The following is a 17,196-nucleotide window of genomic DNA, read 5'->3' as shown; positions in this document are numbered from 1 at the left end:
GAGGGCAGGAAAGCCACTTTCCTGCCCCGTGAGGGCCGGAAAGTGGCTTTCCTGCCCTCCCCCGGAAGCCGTCGGGAGCGCTAGGGAGTTACCTGGATGGACTGGAGGATCGCGTCTCGCTGGTCCGGCGGCACGAGCGGCGGCGCGCCCTTGACCTGGACGTCGTCGTACACCGTGTAGATCATCGTCATCACGGGCGTGCCGGTCGGGCCGGTGGCCGGGAAGGCCATGACCGTGAGCGTCGACGGGATCGGCTCCGGCCCGCACACGCCGAAGATCCCGCCGTACCGCACGTCGATCCGAGCCCCTCGCACCCCGCTGTCCAGCTGCATCGGCTGCACCGGACCCGGCTGGACGTCGGCGAGGCTGTCCCCCATGGCCGTCACGAGGGTCGGGTGGATCGCTTCGATCGCCGCCTCGGGCGTCCCGAACTCGCCGCTGCGCGGGTAGGCCGTGCTCGCGATCGTCCCGGAGACGAGGTTCGGCGGGCCGCTGCCCGTGCACGAGTAGAACCCGTACTGGGCGATGCCGGTCCACGTCGCGTCCAGGAGGTCGAGCGGTTCCTCATCGAGCTTCCAGCTCGAATAGGGCACCTGGTAGGACGTGGCCGCGACCACGTTGTTGACCGTCCGCCGGTCGGTGATCACCTCCCAGTTGACCACCACGACCGTCGCCACCACGCCCAGCACGAGCACCAAGGGCAGCGCGATCCAGAGCGCGAGCTTGCCGCGCCTTCTGGGCGGCGGCACCGGCGCCGGCGCGCCCCACTGCGACTGCGGCATCCCGAATCCGCCCGAGCCGAACTGCTGCTGCGGGTACGGCTGGGGCGGGTACTGCTGCTGGGGCGGGTACTGCTGCTGGGGCGGGTACTGCTGGGGCGGGTACTGGGGCTGCGGGTATTGCTGTTGGGGGAACTGCAGCTGCTGCGGGTAGGGCGGCGGGAACTGTCCCGGGGTGGACATCGAGGACACCTCTCGCATCTGAAAAGAGTGCTTTCCCGCGAAATCTAGCAGCGCGGCCCGACCGCCCCCGCAACGCACGCGTTGCCAGGAAAGTCAGCCACGGCGCTCCGGACCGCCACGCGGAAAGTGAATCCGTGCCCGGCACGGCTCGAATGTGCGGGCGGCAGGCCCGGACCCCGACGGCGTCGGGCGGCCACCGGTCGACGGGCGGGTCGAGAGTGTCTGGAAAGCCACTTTCCCGCCGTGTGGGGCCGGGAACGTGGCTTTCCCGGCAACGTGTGCGTCCCGCACCCATCTCCGGACGGAGGCCCCCGCGGCCCGGCCCGGGCCGCGGTGAGCGGGATGTGTGCGTTCCGGCCCTCCCCACCCGGTGTGAGCTGCGTGAACGGCACTTTCGAACGATAGGTTGGCCCGAAAGTGCCGTTCGCGCGGGGAAGGTAAGTGGCCCGCAGTCACTGCGGAGCCGCCGTCACCACCGCGAGCGCGAACGGCACCGGCCCCAGCGCCGCGACGAGCGGCCGCACCATCATCACGAACGACTCCGGCCACCACGCCGTCGCGACGCCGCCGAGGTCGATCACCTGCCGCGGGCTCCACCCGAGGTCGGCGAGCCACGTGGTCACCTCGGCCTTGGCGCTGCCGTCGTCGCCGCAGAGGAAGGTCGACGCGGCGGCCGGCGGGTCCACCATCATCGACGGCGGGCCGAGCGTGTTCAGCGCCTTCACGACCCGCGTGGCCGGCAGCGCCTCCTGCAGCCGGGCCGCGAGGCTCCCGCCCGGGTAGCGCAGCTCGCTCGCGAACCCGTCGGGGCCGGTCCGCACGGCGTTGCCGACGTCGACGAGCGTCCGCCCGGCAAGCTCCTCGCGCAGCGGAGCCAGCACGTCGACGGCAACCGCTCCCGGGAGCGCGCTCACGACGATCGGGGCCGCCGCGGCCGCCGTCGCGATGTCGGTGACCTCGGCCGGCAGGTCGTGGGCCCGTTCCAGCGACCGGGTGCCGACGACAACCCGATGTCCGGTGGCGGCGAGCCGGCCGGCCAGCGCCGCGGCCACAGCGCCCGAACCGATGATCGACGTGGTGTGCATGGCGCGGACGTTAGGGTCGGTGGCGTCGACGCAGAAGTACGCACTTCGAGGTGCCTACCGTGCCCATCTCCGACGCGGAACGTTCCGCGCACGCAGCGGCGGTTGCCGCCTGCCCCACCAACCAGGTGCTCGCCCGGCTCGGCAGCCGCTGGGTCGGAGTCGTGCTGAAGGAGCTGGCCGCGGGTCCGCGGCGCTCCGGTGAGCTAGCCCGCGCGTTGCCGGGAGCCCGCCGCAAGGTGCTCACCGAGACCCTTCGCCACCTCGAGGACGACGGCGTGGTCGCACGCACCGTCACGCCGACGGTGCCACCCGCCGTGGAGTACCGCCTCACCGAACGCGGCCGCGAGCTGGTGGGTGTGCTCGCCACCATCACGGACTGGGCGCACCGGTAGCGCTACCGCTACCACCGGGTTCAGCGCTGGCGGGCTGCTGCCGCGGCCCGCCTGCTTCGATCATGAAGCGATGACCACACGCACCGGCGCCGCCGTCTGGATCATCGGGGCCGCGCAGTTCTTCCTGCTCCACGTGATCGTCGAGCGGGCCTGGGCCCGCCCGTACAGCTGGCTGCACAACAACATCAGCGACCTCGGCCAGGTCACCTGCGCCACCCCGCCGGACGGCCGATACATCTGTTCCCCGCTGCACGATCTGATGAACGCGTCGTTCATCGTCGGCGGCATCTGCATCATCGCCGGTGCGGCGCTGACCGCCGAAGCCGTCGCCGTCGGGAAGCGCGGGCACGTCGGCGCAGTGCTGCTCGCGATCACCGGTGCCGCGTGGGTGCTCGTCGGCCTCTTCCCCGCCGACGTCGACGAGAACCTGCACGTGCTCGGCGCAGTGATCATCTTCGCTTGCGGGAACGCGGGGTTGGTCCTGCTCGGGCTCGCCCGGTCCGCGCTCGGCGTCGCCCGGCCCATCGCGGTCGCGCTGGGGATCGCCGGCTTCCTGGCGATGTTGCTGCACTTCGGGGGCGTCTACCTGGGACTGGGGATGGGCGGGATGGAGAGGGTCACAGCCTTCGCCCTCCCGCTGTGGATCCTGCTCGCCGGTGGTGTGCTGCTGGCCCGACGCGCTCGGGTCGCACCATAGGATCGGCTGATGGTTCTGCAGACGGGGCTGCGGATCCCGCTCTCGGCGCGGCCGTGGCGGTCGGCGGCCTACATCGCCGCCTGCATGCCGCTGCCTGGCGTCGCCGCGCTCGGTGTGATCGCGACGACCCGCAACCCCGCCGTCGGCGTGGCCATGCTCGCCGGCTGCGTCGTCGCGGCCGTCGCGACGAGCGCGGTGCGCCGCAAGCTCGTCGTCCTGCTGGGCCGGCCGCCGGTGGCCGACCCGCACCCGCCCGGCGGCCGGTTCGGGGAACGGCTGCGCGAACGGCCGACGTGGCTGGAGGTCGCGCACTTGCTGGCGGGCACGGTGTTGCTGCCGCTCGACGCCGTTGTGCTCGGCGGGTGGCTCGTGTCGGTCGTGCTCGTCTGCGCGCCGCTGCTGATCGGGACGGAGCCGGCCGTCGTGGGGCCGGTGACGATCACGACGATGCCCGAGGCGTGGCTCGCGACGCTCGCCGGGCTCGTGCTGCTGGTGATCGGGTGCTACGCCGCCGTCCTGCTCGCCGAGCTGCACGCGCTGGTCGACCGGCTGCTGCTCGGACCGCACGGCAACGCGCTGCGGAGCCAGGTGACCGACCTCGCGCGCTCGCGCCTGCGCCTGGTCAACGCCTTCGACGTGGAGCGCCGCCGCATCGAGCGCGACCTGCACGACGGCGCGCAGCAGCAGCTCGTCACGCTCGCGATGACACTCGACATGGCCCGCATCGAGCTGGAGGACACGCCGCACCGCGGCGCCGCCGAGCTCGTCGACCAAGCACACACGCTGGCCACCCGGACGATCACCGAGCTGCACGGGCTGATCAACGCGATCCATCCGCCCGCGCTCGCCGACGGCGGGCTGCCGGCCGCCGTCGGACTGATCGCCGAACGCTGCGCGCTCCCCCTCACCACCGCGGTCGACCTGCCCGAACGGCTCTCGGCCGAGATCGAGTCGGCGGCCTACTTCGTGATCAACGAAGCCGTGGTCAACGCCGTCAAGCACAGCGGCGCCGCGTCCGTCGACATCCACGCGGCCGTCGAGGGCGGCACGCTCGTCGTGACGGTCCGCGACGCCGGGACGGGCGGTGCGTCCCCCGACCACGGCACCGGGCTGACCGGCCTCGGCGACCGCGTCGCCGCGCTCGGCGGGCGCCTGACCCTCTCCAGCCCGCCGGGCGGTCCGACCGTCGTGCGCGCCGAATTGCCTGTGCGATGACCGGGACGGTCGTGATCGGCGAGGACAACGCGCTGCTGCGCGAGGGGCTCGTCGGGATGCTGGAACGTTTCGGCTTCCGGGTGCCGGCCACGGCAGGCGACGCCCGCGAGCTGCTCGCCGCCGTGGCCGATCACAGGCCCGACGCCGTGCTCACCGACGTCCGGATGCCGCCGTCGTTCCAGCACGAGGGCCTGCGCGCGGCGATCGAGCTGCGTGCGCAGCGACCGGGACTCCCGGTGCTGGTGCTCAGCCAGTACGTCGAGCACACCTACGCCGCCGAGCTGCTCGCCGACGGTCGCGGCGGGGTCGGCTACTTGCTGAAGGACCGGGTCGCCGACGTGCGGGCGCTCGTCGGGGCGCTGCGCGACGTGATGGCGGGTGGCACGGTCATCGACCCCGAGGTGGTGCAGCGGCTCCTCGCCGCGCGCCGCGACCCGCTCTCGCGGCTCAGCAGCCGGGAGCTGGAGACGCTCGGGCTGATGGCGCAGGGCCGGTCCAACGTCGCGATCGCGGAGCAGCTCGTCGTCACCGAGGCGACGGTCGCGAAGCACATCCGCAGCCTCTTCGACAAGCTCGACCTGCCGCCCGCCCCGACCGACCACCGCAGGGTGCTCGCGGTGCTGGCGTACCTGCGTGGCTCCCCCACCTGACCAACAACTTCCCCACCGTTTTGGGCACATGCGCGCGAATTTGGCGCGCATCCACCCAAAACGGTGGGGAAGTTGGGGTTACGGGTGCGGGTTGCGCGGCCGCGGTTGGCAGCGGGGGCAGCTGTAGGAGCTGCGGTTCATGAAGGGGTCGCGGCGGATCGGGGTGCCGCAGCGCCGGCAGGGTCGCTCGGCCTGCCCGTAGGCGTCGAGCGAGCGGTCGAAGTACCCCGACGCCCCGTTGACGTCGACGTACAGCGTGTCGAACGACGTGCCGCCCGCGGCGAGCGCGGCGTTCATCACGTCGGTGGCCGCGGTGAGCACCTCGCGGCCCTGCTTGCGGGTCAGCGCCTCGGTCGGCCGGGCCCAGTGCAGCTTCGCCCGCCACAGGGCCTCGTCGGCGTAGATGTTGCCGATGCCGGAGACGACGGTCTGGTCGAGCAGCGCGCGCTTGAGGCCGGTGCGGCGGCGCCGGATCGCCGCGACGGCGGCGTCGAGGTCGAACGCCGGGTCCATCGGGTCGCGGGCGATGTGCGCCACCGGTTCGGGCAGCAGCCCGCCGCCGACGGCCGGCACCAGCGGGTGCACTGACAGACCACCGAACGTGCGCTGGTCGACGAACCTCAGCTCGGGCCCGTCGTCGGCAAAACGGAACCGGATCCGCAGGTGCTTCTCGACGGGCCGGTCGGCGGTGGCGATGAGCATCTGCCCGCTCATGCCGAGGTGTGCGAGCACGGAGTCGTCGCCCGGCTCACCGCCGTCGAGCTCCAGCCACAGGTACTTGCCGCGCCGACGGGCCGCCGTGATCGTGCGACCGTCGAGCCGCGCGGCGAAGTCGGCGCCGCCCTCGACGTGCCTGCGCACGGCCCGCGGATGCTCGACGGCGACGTGGGTGATCTTGCGGTCGACCACGTGCCCGGCGAGCCCTCGCCGGACGACCTCGACCTCGGGAAGCTCCGGCACTACAGCTCCACTATGAAGAAGTGGGCTCGTCGGTACTGCCCGACGCCGCCTCCGCCGTGAGCGCGCGCCACGCGAGCTCGGCGGCCTTCTGCTCAGCTTCCTTCTTGGTGCGACCCTCGCCGGAGCCGAGCTCACGGCCGCTGACGACGGCGGTGGCCGTGAAGATCTTGAGGTGGTCCGGACCGTCCTCGGTGATCTTGTACTCGGGGACGCCGAGGTCGCCGGAGGCGGTCAGCTCCTGAAGGCTCGTCTTCCAGTCGAGGCCGGCGCCCAGCAGCGGCGCGCCCACCAGCAGGTCGTCGAACCAGCGGTGCACCAGCCCGCGCGCGATCTCCAGGCCGTGCTGCAGATAGACCGCGCCGATCAACGCTTCGGTGGCGTCGGCCAGGATGCTCGCCTTGGTCCGGCCGCCGGTCATCTCCTCGCCGCGGCCGAGGTACAGGAACGCGCCCAGCCCGTCGACGCCCAGCGTGCTGGCCACACCGGCCAGCGCGTGCATGTTGACGACGCTCGCGCGCAGCTTCGCGAGCTGCCCCTCCGGAAGGTCGGGATGCTCGCGGTAGAGCCGTTCGGTGACGACGATGCTGAGCACCGAATCGCCGAGGAACTCCAACCGCTCGTTCGTCGGCAGCCCACCGTTCTCGTAGGCGTACGACCGGTGGGTCAGCGCAAGCGTCAGCAACTCTTCGTCGACGTCGACGCCCAGTGACTTCAGAAGGGGCCCGCGATCATCCACGGGCCCCGACGCTCCTCGCTCCGCCATCCTCGAGCCGGTTCACTCCGCAGATATCAGGCGGGGGAAACGACCTGGCGGCCGTCGTACGTGCCGCAGGTGGGGCAGGCGACGTGCGGCGGCTTGGTGGCCCGGCAAGCACGGTTCGAGCAGGCGACGAGCGTGGGAGCAGTGGCCTTCCACTGCGACCGACGTGAGCGCGTGTTCGACCGCGACATCCGGCGCTTCGGGACAGCCACGGTTGATCTCCTAGCAGATATCGGTGACCGGGACGGTCACACAGCACAGTTTCTTACAGGGGTCGTTCAGGGTGTCTCATTCGCGGACGGGCCGGTCGATGCTGCACGTTCGCGCAGAGCGGCCCATCGAGGATCCAGTGTCTCATGCCCGTGGTCCGGCGCGAGAACAGCCCACTTCTCACCGCATTCGGGGCACAGCCCGCGGCAGTCGGGACCGCACAAAGGGGCGAGCGGGAGCGCCAGCACGATTGCGTCGCGCACGGTCTGCTCCACGTCGACCAGGTCGTCGACGACCCTGGGCAGCTCGTCCTCGTCGGTGGTCTCGTCGGTGACGCTGTCGGGGTAGGCGAACAGTTCCTGGATGTCGACGTTCACTTCGTCGGACAGCGGGTCGAGGCAGCGCGCGCACTCGCCCTCGACGGCGGCGTGCGCCGTGCCGGAGACGTAGACGCCCTCGGTGACCGACTCCAGCCGGACCTCCAGCTCGACCGGCGAGCCGGCCACCACACCGATCGTCTCCAGCCCGAGGCCGTCCGCCGGTGCGGGGACGCTGCGCTGGTAGCTGCGCATGGTGCCGGGACGCCTGCCGAGCTCACGGGTGTTGAACACCCACGGGCTGGCGGGATCCGGCGATGCGTTCTTCGTGCTCACGACATCCAGGGTAGGCGCTCTCGGAAATCGTCAGCCGAGGCTCGGCACGGGGCCGGGCCGAAGTGGTGGGCGCATCGGTGCCGCGAACGCGTCAGCGAGGTGGGCGGCCAGCTCCAGCAGCGAATCGTGCGTCGGCTGCTTGAGCTGCGCGAGGTCGATCCGGCCGCCCGCGGCGAGGTGCGGATCGAACGGCAGCTCGACGACCGCGCGGCAGCGCGCCTCGAAGTGGCTGCGCACGAGCGCCCTGTCGACCGAGCGGCTGGTGCGGTCGCAGCTCAGCACCACGACGGCGTCGGCGACACCGTCGGCGTGGCCGTGCGCGATCAGCCAGTCGAGCGTCTTGCTCGCGCGGCTCGCACCGTCGACGGTCGGGGTGCCGACGATCACGAGGCTGTCGGCGAGCGCGAGCGTGCCCTCCATCGCCGAATGCACCAGGCCGGTGCCCGAATCCGTGATCACGATGTTGTAGAAGCGGGTCAGCACCTCGCAGACCCGCTCGTACTCCTCGCGGTTGAAGGCCTCGCTCATCGCCGGGTCCTGCTCCGAGGCCAGCACCTGCAGCCGGCCCGCGAGGCTCGTGTACCGGGCGACGTCGGTCAGCGAGCGGGTGTTCTCCAGGTTCTCGATGAGGTTGCGGACCGTCAGCGAGGTCTCCGCCGTCAACCGGTCGGCCAGCGTCCCGGCGTTCGGGTTGGCGTCGAGCGCGATCACGCGGTCGCCACGGTTCTCCGCGAGGACGAGCCCGAGGCACGCCGAGACCGTCGTCTTGCCGACCCCGCCCTTGATCGAGCTCACCGCGATCTGGTGCGAGCCGGGCAGCTGGCGGCGCATGCGCCGCAGCTGGTCCTGGCGGGCCGACTCGGCGGCCCCGATGCCGGGGTTCACCAGCCCGCCGGTCGCCATGTAGAGCGCGCGGCGCCAGCCGGAACGCGGGCGGTCGCTGCGGAAGCGGATGATCGCGTCCTCGGTGAGCTCCGCCGCCGTCGACGAGTCGGGCGCGGGCCAGCGGCCAGAACCGGCCGACTGATCGGGATGCACGGGCATGGCCACCTCCCCGGAAAACCCAGCCTGAGCAGGGTATGCCGGATACGACGGCTGCATCGACTCCTGAATCGACTCCTGGGGGTCCGATTCGGGCTGGGCCGGCTCCGGCGGGGTCCCCGCCTCGGCCTGCGCAGCCCGGCGCGCGGCCAGCTCGGCCGCGCGGGCCCGGCGGGACGCCCGGTTCGGCACGCCACGCGGGTCGGTGTTGTCCTCGCCGCTCACGGCACCTCTCTCCTTGGTCACGGGCCGCGACCAGCCGCCCGGTGGTGCGGCTCAGGTCGCGACGGTGAGCTTCGCGACGCCGTTCTCGATGCTCTGCAGGCTGACGTCGTACGGGCCGACGGTCGCCGACGAGCCGACCGCGATCGGGACGGGTGTCGAGTCGACCGTGAGCGTCACCCCGTTCGCGTCGATCGGCCCCACCGCGATGAGCGGGCCGTTCCCGCACGAGAAGGACGACTGGCCGTTCTTGGTGGACGCCCGCCCCCCGTTGCCCGACATGCTGATGACCCCGCTACCAACGGACACCGTGCACTTCTTGCCCGGGGCCGCGTTCGACGTCGTGCGTTGGGCCGAGGTCGCAGGCGCGCCGCCGGTCGTCTCGGGGGTGCCGGAGACGCTCGACGTGCACCCCGCAACGAGCAGCGCCGCGGCTGCAAGGACGGCAGTGACGACGGCAGGGAGGACGGCGGGGCGTCCGGCCATGGTGGAAGCCTTCACACGAGCCTCGCCGGGGGCTCCGAGCCGAACTCGTCGGCGACGAGCGCGACCAGCTCGAGGAACGCGTCGGTGGTCGGCGTGCGCAGCGACGAGAGCGCGATCCGACCGCCGGTGGCGAGGTGCTCGTCGGGCGGGATCTCCACGACGGCCCGGCAGCGCTCGGCGAAGTGCGCCTTCAGCCGGTTCGCGTCGATCTCCTTGCTGGTGCGGTCGCGGGAGAGCACCACGACGGCGCGCGCGACGGCCTCGCGGAACCCGTGTGCGACCAGCCAGTCGAGCGTCTTGCTCGCGCGGCTCGCGCCGTCGACGGTGAGCGAGCCGACCACGACGATGCTGTGCGCGAGCGCCAGCGTGCCGTCCATCGCCGAGTGCACGAGCCCGGTGCCCGAGTCGGTGATCACGATGTTGTAGAAGCGCCGCAGCACGGTGCACACCTGCTCGTACTCGGCGCGGGTGAACGCCTCGCTCATGGCGGGGTCCTGCTCCGACGCCACGACCTGGAGCCGGCCGGCGAGGCTCGTGTAGCGGGCGACGTCGGGCAGTGCGCCGATCCCACCGATGTTCTCGATCAGGTTGCGGACCGTCACCTCCGACTCGCCGGTGAGGCGGTCGGCGAGCGTCCCGGCATCGGGGTTGGCGTCGAGCGCCACCACGCGGTCGCCGCGGTACTCGGCGAGCAGCAGCCCCATCACGGCCGAGACCGTCGTCTTGCCGACCCCGCCCTTCAGGGAAAGCACGGCGACGTGGTGCGGGCTCGGCAACGGCCGCCGCGCGCGCTGCACCTGGTCCTTGCGGCGCTTCTCGGCCGGGCTGAGCCCGGGGTTGATCGTGCCGCCGCTGAGCTTGTAGACCACCCGCCGCCAGCCCTCGCCGGGTACGTCGGGGCGCCTGCGCACGATCGTGTAGTCGGTGAGCTCCGAGGACGGGCCCGTCGACTCGTACTGCTCCGGTGGCGCAAGCGTGGGCAGCCGCGGCTCAGGTCGGGGCGCAGGCGGCAGCAGCGACGGCAGCGACGGCTCGGACGGCGGCGCCGGCTGGGCCTTCGTCAGCGGCACCGCGGCGGCTTCGGGGACCGGTGCCGCAACCGGCTCGGCAGTGGCCTCTTCAACGACACTGGCCTCTTCAACGACAGGGGCCTCGGCAGGAGCTTCGGCACCGGCCGCACCGGTGCCGTCGGGCGTCGACGCCTCCGACGCGGCTTCCTCGACCTCGGGTGAGGTCTCGGGCACAGCTTCGGGCGCTTCGGGCACCTCTGCTTCCGGCGGTGTCCCGGTCTCCGATGACACGAAGGCTCGCTTCGGCATGTCTCCCCACCCACACAGCCGCGGCGGCCACCCCCAAGGTTTCGGCCGGCCGCGATCCGGAACGATTGCGCAACCGCGCTGATCTCGCGCTGATCATCGCTGCGGGTCAGATCCTACGCACGCCGGGGCCGGCGGGGCACGTCACAGGGGCTCGCGGTCCACAACGCGGGCCGTCGGGCTGCGTCGCCGTCGCTCCGACCAGAGTTCTGACCAGTGCGTTTCAACAGATTGCTGCTGCACATATCTCGCCTGGTCAGGCGGGAGTCCGGGGGCGCGGCGACACTGCGCATTCAGTTGGGTCACCGTCCGTTCACCAAGTGGTGACGAAGACACCCAAACCGCTTTCTCCCGATACGCCCGATCGGGAATGGTGCGCTACATTGTGCAACGTCGAGCGAGCGGCGGAGCGAGCGTGCCGACCACTCGACGGACGCGTCCTGACCAGGCGTGTTCGGCACGCAACAGAAAGCCATGAGACAGACCACCGACCGGGGGGCCGACCTCAGGACCGGACCGGTGGCCTGCCCAAGGGGGGAACATGACCGACGAGGTGGAGCGCTGCGCCCTACCGGGTTGCGACGCGATCATCGAGCAGCCGGAGGCCGGTGGGCCGAAGCGACTGTACTGCACTGCGGCTCACCGCGCCGCAGCACGCAAGCAACGGTCCGTGGCACGGGTCGAGCCCACGGCGCCCACCGTCGAGGTGAAGGCGCCGGCTGAACCGGCTGTGCCTGCCGAACCGACTGTGGCCGCTTCGCAGAGCGAGCCCGAGCTCGATACCCCGACGATCAGGCTCAAGCCCGCTGCCGCGAGCAGCGACGGCGAGACGGTCCGGCTCTCGAAGCCCGTCGACGACGGCAACAAGACGTCGAAGAAGGCTGCCGCGAAGGCGGTGCCCGCCGAGGACGGCGCGACCACGCCGATCCGCCGGCAGCCCGCTCCTGCAGCGCCGGCGCCGGCGAGGCGCGCGCCGCGGCTGCTCGAGAAGCGGACGCCGGTGCCGGTCGCTGCCGGGTCCGGGGCAACACCGTCCGGGGCAACATCGTCCGAGGCGACACCGTCCGGCGAGACCGCGAGCTGGGCATCGCAGCCGACGGTCAGCCTGTCGAAGTCCACGGGCGGCGATGGCACCGACGGCGCCGACAGCGTTGCGCCGCTGCGGCCGAGCCAGCGCAGGCGGCTCGGCGCGCTGCGCCGCCGCCGTGCGGTCGCGAGCCTCGCCATCGCGAGCCTCGTCGCCGGCGGCTCGGGGGTCGTCCTGACGAACGTCCCGGTGCAGCAGACCACCGCGCCGGCCCAGCCCAACAACGGCGACCTCGCCGTCGACACCGACCAGTGGGCGACCCGCGCCGACGTCGTGCTGGCGGCGATCAACAAGAAGCTCGACGTCGTCGCGCAGACCGAGGCGGGCTGGCTGCAGCTGCCGGAGGACCAGCGCGTCGGAGAGCCGCCCGCCGCGGTCAAGGCGCTGCTCGACCAGAAGGCGATGCTGGAGCAGCAGCGCGCTGCGCTCCAGGGCCAGCTGGCCGCGCTGCGGTCGCTCCCGGAGGCCACCAAGCAGCTCGCGACCGCGCAGGCGCATCTCGACGCCGTCGAGCGGGCACTGCGCGCGGCACCGAGCACCGGCGTGCAGACCGACGCTTCGCAGAGCCTCGCGCAGCAGCGCGAGATCCGGCTGCAGCAGCGCGACAACAACGTCCGCGAGCTGACGAACCTCCGCGACGGTGTCCAGCAGGCGATCGCCACACCGCTGCCGCAGGTGACGGCCGACAACGACCCCGTCGTCGAGCAGGTGCAGGCCCTGATCGGCCACAAGCCCGGCTCGGAAGGCGGCAGCACCGACGGCAGCGGCGGCGGTGAGAACGGCGGCGGCACCGGCGGCGGCACCAATGGCGGCGGCAGCGAGCAGCCGCTCGCGCAGGGCGGCGGCGAGGCTCCCGCGGCGGCGCCGCAGAGCAATGGTGGCAACGCCGGGCCGAGCGAAGAGAAGAAGCCCTCGGCGATCGCGGCCGGCGGGTTCGGCGACCGTGCCGACAACGGCGGCGGCGACAACGGGTCGAACGGCGGCGGCGGTGTCATCGGCGGCACTGTCGACGCGATCGGCGACGCGGTCGGCGGCGGCAACAAGGGCGGCGGCGACAAGGGCGGCAACGACGGCGGCGGCAAGGGCGACAACGGGGGCGACAACAAGGGCGGCAACCCCGTCAGCGACGTCGTCAGCGGTGTCGGCGGTGCGCTGCTCGGCGGTGGCGGCGACAACGACGGCGGGTCGAGCCCCAAGAACAAGTCGCAGCAGAAGGGCTCCGACGACTCGGGAGACAACGGCTCGTGGGGCGGCGGCGACAACGGCGGCGGGAACGACAACGACGGCGGCGACCGCTGGGGCGGGGGCGACGATGACTCCGACAAGCCCAGCGGCAAGGGCCAGCGGATAAAGGACAAGGTCAAGGACGTCGGCGACTGGCTCGGCGGCGGGGACAACGACCACGGCGACAACAACCGCGGCGACAACGACGACCACGGCGACAACGATCGCTGGGGCGGCGGCGACAACGACAACGACGACCGCGGCAACGACCACGACCGTTGGGGCGGCGGCGACAACGACGACCGCGGCAACAACGACGACGGCGACCGCTGGGGCGGCGGCAACGACGACCACGGCAACGACGACGGTGATCGTTGGGGCGGCGACCACGACAACGGTGGCGACGACGACAACGACGGCGGCGACCGTTGGGGTGGCGGCCACGACGGCGACGACGACAACGGCGGCGACCACGACGGCGGCTGGAACGACGACAACGACGGAGGCGACTCCGACAACGGAGGCGACCACGGCGGGGACGACGACGGCGGCTGGGGTGGCGACAACGGCGGCGGCAACGACGACGATGGCGGCGACCGTGGCGGCGACGACGACGGCGGTGACCGTGGCGGCGACAACGGCGGCGGTGGCGACCGTGGCGGCGACGGCGGTGGCGACAACGGCGGCGGCGACAACGGTGGTGGTGGCGACAACGGCGGCGGTGGCGGCGACGACTGAGCCGCTCCACGTTTGACCCGCTGATGCCGGGCCGGAGGCGTTCTGAACGCCTCGGGCCCGGCATCTGCCGTTTGCGGGCCACGCACCTCCGGGGTGGTCACGGGGGTCTGCGCTCCCACTCCGGCCTTGGCCGCGGTCCTCGGGGCCGGGAGACGCGCGTCCCGCGCGCGAGGGCAGGAAAGCCACTTTCCTGCCCCCACAGGGCCGGAAAGTGGCTTTCCTGCCCTCCCCAGCCCCATGGGGGCCGGGCGGGCGTCAGGCCGGGCGGCTCGTGGCCGTGTCGGTGGCCGGCGCGCGGGTCGGCCCGCCGCTGTCGAAGCCGTCGGCGAGCAGCGCGCCCAGCTCGAGGAACGCGTCGTGGGTCGCCGGCCGCAGCCGGGGCACCTCGATCAGCCCGCCGGTGGAGAGGTGCGGGTCGTGCGGGATCTCGACGACCGCGCGGCACCGTTCGGTGAAGTGCGCGTGCACGCGTTCGCGGTCGATGTCCTTGCTCATCCGGTCGCAGCTCAGCACGACGACGGCGTTGGCGACGTGGTGGCCGTGGCCGTGCGCGACCATCCAGTCGAGGGTCTTGCTGGCCCGGCTCGCGCCGTCGACCGTGGGCGCGCCGACGACGACGAGGCTGTCGGCGAGCGCGAGCGTGCCCTCCATCGCCGAATGCACCAAACCTGTGCCCGAATCGGTGATCACGATGTTGTAGAAGCGGGTCAGCACCTCGCAAACCCGCTCGTACTCGGCCCGGTTGAACGCCTCGCTCATCGCCGGGTCCTGCTCCGATGCCAGCACCTGCAACCGGCCCGCGAGGCTCGTGTACCGGGCGACGTCGGTCAGCGAGTGCGTGGTGTCGAGGTTGTCGAGGAGGTTGCGGACCGTGATCGACGACTCGCCGGTGAGGCGGTCGGCGAGCGTCCCGGCGTCGGGGTTCGCGTCGAGCGCGATCACCCGGTCGCCACGGCTCTCCGCCAGGACGAGCCCGAGGCATGCCGAGACCGTCGTCTTGCCGACCCCGCCCTTGATCGAGCTCACCGCGATCTGGTGCGAACCGGGCAGCGGCCGCCGCATCCGGCGCAGCTGCGCCTGCCGGGCCTGCTCGACCGCTCCGAGCCCGGGGTTGATCGCGCCGCCCGTCATCCGGTACAGCGCACCGCGCCAGCCGGAGGTGGGCTTGTCGCCGCGTGCGCGGACGATCGTCTCCTCGGTCAGCTCCGCCGCGGTGCGCGGCTCGGGATGCGGCTGGTTCACGCTCGACCGCCCGGCTGCCGAATCGTCCTTCTCCGCAGGTCGCGCATCAGCCACCATCCCCCTCGCACTGGGCCGCGAGGGCCCGCCATCACCGTGCAGAACACTACCTGGACGGCGCTTGCCTCACGTCGTGAAACGGTCGGCCATCACCGCTGCGAGCCGGTACGCCGCCTCGCGGGTCTCGGGCCGGAGCCTGGCCAGCTCGACCCGACCGCCCGTGGCGAGGTGTGGATCGTGCGGGATCTGCACGACGGCCCTGCAGCGCGCCGCGAAGTGCGCCTGGATGAGGCCGAGGTCGACCTCGTCGCTGGTGCGGTCGCACGAGAGCACCGCCACCGCATCGGAGGCGAGCGAGCCGTGCCCGTGGGCGAACAGCCAGTCGAGCGTCTTGCTCGCGCGCCCGGCACCGTCGACCGTCGGTGCCCCGACGATGATCACGCTGTCGGCGAGCTTGAGCGTGCCCTCCATCGCGGAGTGCACCAGCCCGGTGCCGGAGTCGGTGATGATCACGTTGAAGAAGCGGTCGAGCAACCCGCAGATGTGCTCGTACTCCTCGCGGCTGAAGGCGTCGCCCGCCGCCGGGTCCTGCTCGGACGCCAGCACCTGGAGGCGCCCCGCGAGGCTCGTGTAGCGCGACACCTCGGTCCAGGAGTTGATCCGGTCGAGATCGCGCAGCAGCTCACGGACCGTGATCGACGACTCGCCGGTGAGGCGGTCGGCGAGCGTGCCGGCGTCGGGGTTGGCGTCGAGGACGATCACGCGGTCGCCGCGGTTCTCCGCCATCACGAGCCCGAGCAGCGTCGAGACGGTGGTCTTGCCGACCCCGCCCTTGATCGACGTGACGGCGATCCGGTGCGACTGCAGCAGCGGCCGCCGGATGCGGTGCAGGATCTCCCGGTGCGCCAGCTCGTCGGCGCTCGGCCCGGGGTTGATCAGACCGCCGGAGAGCTTCAGCACCGCACGCCGCCACCCGCCGGCCGGCTCGTCCCGCTGGGCCCGCATGATCGTCTCGCTGTTCAGCTGCGAGTAGACCTGCGTCTCCGCCATCTGCTGCTCGTACACCTGCTCGTGCATCAGCGGCTCGTGCATGGGCGGCTCGTGCATCTGGGCGCCGAACTGCGGGTTCACCGGCATCGGCCCGGGCACCTGCGCCGGCATGGGCACGGACGCCGGCATCGGCGGGACGCTCATCGGTGGTGGTGGCGGCGGAACGACCTCGATGGGCCCGGTGTCCGGACCCTGGTGGAGTGTGCCCGACGCGCCGTTGAGCTGCGCGTCGCCCGGTTGGGGCGGCTCGCTCGGATGCGTCGGGGTCACTACGCTCCCCGGAGCTGCTGATGCAGGACCTGTTCCCCCGAGACGCGGTGCGAGCCGGTGTCCGTACCGGTCCCACCACGCAGCAGGGTCAGGCTCGACCTCACGCCGTACCACCATCGGAGGGTACCTCGACCGGGGCAGTGCACCGGACCACTCCGTGATCAGGCGGTGATCACGATTCGGTTCGAGGAGCGTTCAGTCGATCAAATCCATCCCGGTGCCGCTGCGTCCGTTCATCTGCGCGCCCGCCGGCGTGCCTTCTTGGCCCTGCCAGAACTGGCTGCGCCCTCTGCTGACGGTGCGCAGTGCCTTCGAGAGCGTGTCCTCGAACTCGGCGAGCTTCGCGTCGACGTACCCGTCGCACTCGTTGCGCAGCCGGCCGGCCTCGCCCTCGGCGGCGTCGACGATGCGGGCGGCCTCGGCGTGCGCGGCGCGTACGACCTCGGTCTGCGACACCAGCCGGGCCTGCTCCGCCTGCCCGTCCATCACGTACCGGTCGTGGGTGGCGCGGCCGGCCTGCACCATGCGCTCGGCCTCGGCCCGCGCGCGGTCGGTGAGTTCGGTGAACTGGCGACGACCCTCCCCCACGGCCCGTTCGGCCTCGTGCCGGGCCTGCGCGAGGGTCTGCTCGGCCTCCGCACGCGCCTCGGCGACGAGCCGCTCGGCCTCCGCGGCGGCCTGCGACCGCATCTGCTCGGCGTCGGCCTGGGCGCTCGACCGGGTCTGCTCCGCCTCCTGCGCGGCGTCGTCGACGAGCTCGTCGCGGCGGTCGAGCACATCCTGCGCGTCGTCGAGCTCGCCGGGAAGCGCCTCGCGGACGTCGTCGAGCAGGTCGAGCACGTCACCGCGGGGTACCACGCAGTTGGAGGTCATCGGGACGCCACGAGCCTCCTCGACGACGGTCACCAACGCGTCGAGTGATTCGAAGACCCGGTACAC

The 17,196-nt window shown here is 72.2% G+C and carries 17 protein-coding genes; 5 read left to right on the top strand and 12 right to left on the bottom strand.

Features of this window, described 5'->3' with window-relative positions; genetic code table 11:
- Positions 1 to 80: 80 nt before the first annotated feature.
- Positions 81 to 962, bottom strand: a complete 882-nt coding sequence (locus tag LL648_RS11065; RefSeq protein ID WP_232662403.1) for a hypothetical protein — start codon at positions 960 to 962, stop codon at positions 81 to 83.
- 452 nt (positions 963 to 1,414) lie between these two features.
- Entirely contained in the window at positions 1,415 to 2,047 is a 633-nt protein-coding gene (locus LL648_RS11060) for an NADPH-dependent F420 reductase (protein ID WP_232662402.1), read from the bottom strand.
- Positions 2,048 to 2,106: 59 nt separating this feature from the next.
- On the opposite strand from LL648_RS11060, the gene LL648_RS11055 reads away from it, so the two are divergent.
- The 4 genes from LL648_RS11055 (at position 2,107) to LL648_RS11040 (ending at position 5,001) form a co-directional block, all read left to right on the top strand.
- Positions 2,107 to 2,439 (top strand): winged helix-turn-helix transcriptional regulator, encoded by a 333-nt coding sequence (locus LL648_RS11055; protein ID WP_232662401.1) that lies wholly within the window; start codon positions 2,107 to 2,109, stop codon positions 2,437 to 2,439.
- A gap of 70 nt (positions 2,440 to 2,509) precedes the next feature.
- A complete protein-coding gene (locus LL648_RS11050) occupies positions 2,510 to 3,136 on the top strand; it encodes a DUF998 domain-containing protein (protein ID WP_232662400.1) in 627 nt (208 codons plus the stop codon).
- 9 nt (positions 3,137 to 3,145) lie between these two features.
- On the top strand, positions 3,146 to 4,351 hold the full coding sequence (locus tag LL648_RS11045; protein ID WP_232662399.1) for a sensor histidine kinase: 1,206 nt from the start codon (positions 3,146 to 3,148) through the stop codon (positions 4,349 to 4,351).
- Positions 4,348 to 5,001: a response regulator transcription factor gene (locus LL648_RS11040; protein ID WP_232662398.1), complete on the top strand. Its 654-nt coding sequence runs from the start codon at positions 4,348 to 4,350 to the stop codon at positions 4,999 to 5,001. The genes LL648_RS11045 and LL648_RS11040 overlap by 4 nt, the downstream gene beginning before the upstream one ends.
- A gap of 78 nt (positions 5,002 to 5,079) precedes the next feature.
- Here the strand turns inward: LL648_RS11040 and mutM are convergent, their stop codons facing one another.
- From mutM to LL648_RS11005, 7 genes are all read right to left on the bottom strand, one after another.
- Positions 5,080 to 5,961 carry a bifunctional DNA-formamidopyrimidine glycosylase/DNA-(apurinic or apyrimidinic site) lyase gene (mutM, locus tag LL648_RS11035; protein ID WP_232662397.1) on the bottom strand — a complete coding sequence of 294 codons (882 nt, stop codon included), beginning with the start codon at positions 5,959 to 5,961 and terminating at the stop codon, positions 5,080 to 5,082.
- A 10-nt stretch (positions 5,962 to 5,971) separates the two neighbouring features.
- Positions 5,972 to 6,724 (bottom strand): ribonuclease III, encoded by a 753-nt coding sequence (gene rnc / locus LL648_RS11030; RefSeq protein WP_232662396.1) that lies wholly within the window; start codon positions 6,722 to 6,724, stop codon positions 5,972 to 5,974.
- A 26-nt stretch (positions 6,725 to 6,750) separates the two neighbouring features.
- A complete protein-coding gene (gene rpmF, locus LL648_RS11025; RefSeq protein ID WP_169398096.1) occupies positions 6,751 to 6,933 on the bottom strand; it encodes a 50S ribosomal protein L32 in 183 nt (60 codons plus the stop codon).
- Positions 6,934 to 6,999: 66 nt separating this feature from the next.
- Entirely contained in the window at positions 7,000 to 7,584 is a 585-nt protein-coding gene (locus LL648_RS11020) for a YceD family protein (RefSeq protein ID WP_232662395.1), read from the bottom strand.
- 30 nt (positions 7,585 to 7,614) lie between these two features.
- Positions 7,615 to 8,850 carry a MinD/ParA family ATP-binding protein gene (locus LL648_RS11015; protein WP_232662394.1) on the bottom strand — a complete coding sequence of 412 codons (1,236 nt, stop codon included), beginning with the start codon at positions 8,848 to 8,850 and terminating at the stop codon, positions 7,615 to 7,617.
- 51 nt (positions 8,851 to 8,901) lie between these two features.
- A complete protein-coding gene (locus LL648_RS11010) occupies positions 8,902 to 9,333 on the bottom strand; it encodes a hypothetical protein (RefSeq protein WP_232662393.1) in 432 nt (143 codons plus the stop codon).
- A gap of 11 nt (positions 9,334 to 9,344) precedes the next feature.
- Entirely contained in the window at positions 9,345 to 10,634 is a 1,290-nt protein-coding gene (locus LL648_RS11005) for a nucleotide-binding protein (RefSeq protein WP_232662392.1), read from the bottom strand.
- A gap of 556 nt (positions 10,635 to 11,190) precedes the next feature.
- On the opposite strand from LL648_RS11005, the gene LL648_RS11000 reads away from it, so the two are divergent.
- A complete protein-coding gene (locus LL648_RS11000) occupies positions 11,191 to 13,698 on the top strand; it encodes a hypothetical protein (protein ID WP_232662391.1) in 2,508 nt (835 codons plus the stop codon).
- Between the two features lie 255 nt (positions 13,699 to 13,953).
- Here LL648_RS11000 and LL648_RS10995 read toward each other — a convergent pair whose 3' ends face one another.
- The 3 genes from LL648_RS10995 to LL648_RS10985 form a co-directional block, all read right to left on the bottom strand.
- The gene (locus LL648_RS10995) at positions 13,954 to 14,940 is read right to left on the bottom strand and encodes a MinD/ParA family ATP-binding protein (RefSeq protein WP_232662390.1); all 987 of its coding nucleotides are present in this window, start codon (positions 14,938 to 14,940) and stop codon (positions 13,954 to 13,956) included.
- Between the two features lie 123 nt (positions 14,941 to 15,063).
- On the bottom strand, positions 15,064 to 16,257 hold the full coding sequence (locus LL648_RS10990; protein ID WP_232662389.1) for a MinD/ParA family ATP-binding protein: 1,194 nt from the start codon (positions 16,255 to 16,257) through the stop codon (positions 15,064 to 15,066).
- 195 nt (positions 16,258 to 16,452) lie between these two features.
- A complete protein-coding gene (locus LL648_RS10985; protein ID WP_232662388.1) occupies positions 16,453 to 17,196 on the bottom strand; it encodes an ATP synthase F0 subunit B in 744 nt (247 codons plus the stop codon).

The sequence above is a fragment of the Pseudonocardia sp. TRM90224 genome (genome assembly GCF_021245725.1).
In the GTDB taxonomy this organism is placed as follows: Bacteria; Actinomycetota; Actinomycetes; order Mycobacteriales; family Pseudonocardiaceae; genus Pseudonocardia.
The sequence above is the reverse complement of the archived record's forward strand: the minus strand, read 5'-3'. Positions and strand labels throughout refer to the sequence as shown.